Source organism: Kitasatospora sp. NPDC087314 (assembly GCF_044744365.1).
Lineage (GTDB): Bacteria > Actinomycetota > Actinomycetes > Streptomycetales > Streptomycetaceae > Kitasatospora.
Genome location: NZ_JBIUYE010000049.1, coordinates 1 through 2,701, shown reverse-complemented (window position 1 = coordinate 2,701; position 2,701 = coordinate 1). Strand labels below are relative to the sequence as shown.

Sequence of the window (2,701 nt, the reverse complement as noted above, 5' to 3'; positions counted from 1 at the left end):
ACGGCACCCCCGTCAACTGGCACGCCTACTTCACCAACACCGGCGCACGACACACCCCCCTCCCCACCTACCCCTTCCAACACACCCGCTACTGGATGGAGTCCGCCGCCCCGCCCGGCACCTTGAGCCATCCGTTCCTCGACACCGCGGTCGGACTCGCGGACGGCGACCGGTTCCTCCTCACCGGGAGCCTGTCGCTGACGGAGCACCGGTGGCTCGCCGACCACGCCGTGCGCGGTGACGTCCTGCTGCCCGGAACCGCGTTCGTGGAACTCGCGATGCAGGCCGCGCGCCACGTCGACCACGCGTTCCTGGCGGAGCTCACCCTCGGCGCACCACTCGTCCTCACCGAGGACACCGGGGTCCACATCCAGGTCCTGGTGGACGAGCCGGACACCGGCGGACGGGTGGTGAGCGTCTTCAGCCGCCCCGCTGACGCCTCGCCCGATGAGCCGTGGACCAAGCACGCCGAGGGCCGACTCGTCGCGGCGCGTCCCGCGTCCACCGACGGCGATCTGATCATCTGGCCGCCAGCCGGGGCCACGGCGCTGGATGTCGACTCCTGCTACGCCGAGAGCTCCGAGCGGCAGTACGGTCCCGCGTTCCAGGGCCTGCGCCGTGCCTGGGTGCAGGACGACGTCCTGTTCGCCGAGGTGGTCCTCGGCGCGGAACAGGCCGCCGACGCGGACGGCTTCGCGATCCACCCGGCGCTCCTGGACGCCGCGCTTCATCCTCTGGGGCTCGCGCCGTCCGGCGTCACCGGCGACGCGCCGCTGGTTCCGTTCTCCTGGAACGACGTGGCCCTGCCCACGGTCAACGCGAAGGAGCTGCGGGTACGGATCTCTCCCGTCGCGCCCGAGGCGGTGTCGTTGCTGATCGCCGACACATCGGGCGCCACCGTGCTCGACGTCGGCCGGCTCACCCTGCGCCCGCTGCAGCGCGGCGCCGGGCAGGGGTCGCGCTCGCTGTTCCGGACGTCGTGGGTGCGATCGGCACAGTCGGCACCCGTCACCGAGCCGGAGATCGTCTACCTTTCCCTCCCCACGGGTGAGGACGCCGTCGCGTCCGCCGCACAGACGCTCGCCGCTCTGCAGCAGTGGCTGGGCGATGAGCCGGCCGCCGGCGCCCGGCTGGCGGTGCTCACCACCGGCTCCTGCCTGCTGGACACCGATGCTGCGCCCGGGACCGCCCGGTCACTGGCGAACTCTGCGCTGTGGGGGATGACCCGGTCGGCCCAGTCCGAGCATCCGGACCGTTTCGTGCTCGTCGACGTCGACGATCTCGATTCGGACTGGCGGCCCCCCGTGGTGGCCGCCGTGGCCGCGGGTGAGAACCAGATCGCGATCCGGAACGGCGAAGCATACGTCCCGCGGCTGGTGCGTGCCGTCCCGGGCGGTACCGTCGGCCCGGACTGGTCGTCCGCGACCGTGCTGATCACCGGGGCCACCGGTGCGCTCGGCGGTCTCGTCGCCCGGCACCTCGTGGCGGAGCACGGCGCGAGCGAGTTGCTCCTGGCCGCGCGGCGTCCGGTCCCGGCGGAGCTTCTGGAAGAGCTGACCGAGGCCGGGGCGCACGTCACGTCCGTCGTCTGCGACCTCACCGATCGGGCGGACCTGGCCGCCGTGCTGGCCACGGTGCCCGCCGACCGGCCGCTCGCGGTGGTCCACTGCGCGGGGGTCGTCGACGACGCGGTCCTCGTCAACCAGACACCCGAACACCTGGAGCGGGTCTTCCCGCCGAAGGCGACCGCGGCCTGGCACCTGCACGAACTCACCCGGGACCGCGACGTCACGGCGTTCGTCCTGTTCTCCTCCGCCGCGTCCGTCCTCGGCTCCCCCGGCCAGGCCAACTACGCCGCCGCCAACGCCTACCTGGACGCCCTCGCCCACCACCGGACCACCACCGGACTCCCCACCACCAGCCTCGCCTGGGGACCGTGGGCCACCGGCATGGCGGCCACCGTCGCCGCCAGAGCGGGCGTCAGGCCGCTGCGGGACGCCGAGGGTCTGGGATTGTTCGACGCCGCGCTGACCGCCGGTGTCCCCGTCATCGTCCCGATACACCTCGACGCGCACGCGGTAGCCGGCGATCACGCGCCGGTTCCGCCGCTGCTGCGCGCGCTCGTGCCGACGGCACCGCAGCGCGCCGCCGAACGGGCCGCAGGCGGCTTCGCCGAACGGCTGCGTCCCATGAGCCCGGCGAACCGCGATGCCGCCTTGCTCGCGCTGGTCCGCACCCAGGTCGCGGCCGTGCTCGGACATTCCGGCCCGCAGACCGTCGACTCGGGGCGGGCCTTCAGCGAGCTCGGCTTCGACTCACTCACCTCGGTCGAGTTGCGCAACCGCCTGAACGCGTCGACCGGGCTCCAGCTTCCGTCGACCCTGGTCTTCGACCACCCGAACGCGTCATCGCTGGTGGATCACCTGCGGGACACGATGTTCGGTGCGGCCCCGGCCGACATCGCGCCGACAGCCGACACCACCTCCCAAGACGATCCGGTGGTCGTCGTCGGGATCGGGTGCCGCTATCCCGGCGGCGTCGGCAGCGCGGAAGCCCTGTGGCGGCTCGTGGTGTCCGGTGCGGACGCCGTGACCGGCTTCCCCACCGACCGTGGGTGGGATCTGGCGGGGATCCTCGATCCGGCACTCCCCGGCGGGTCGATCACCCGCGAAGGCGGATTCCTGCACAACGCCGCCGACTT

General features: G+C 72.9%; 1 protein-coding gene. It reads left to right on the top strand.

Annotation, left to right across the window (positions count from 1 at the left end; all coding sequences use genetic code 11):
* On the top strand, positions 1 to 2,701 hold a 2,701-nt coding region (locus ACIO5E_RS39630), incomplete at both ends, for an SDR family NAD(P)-dependent oxidoreductase (RefSeq protein ID WP_400677577.1).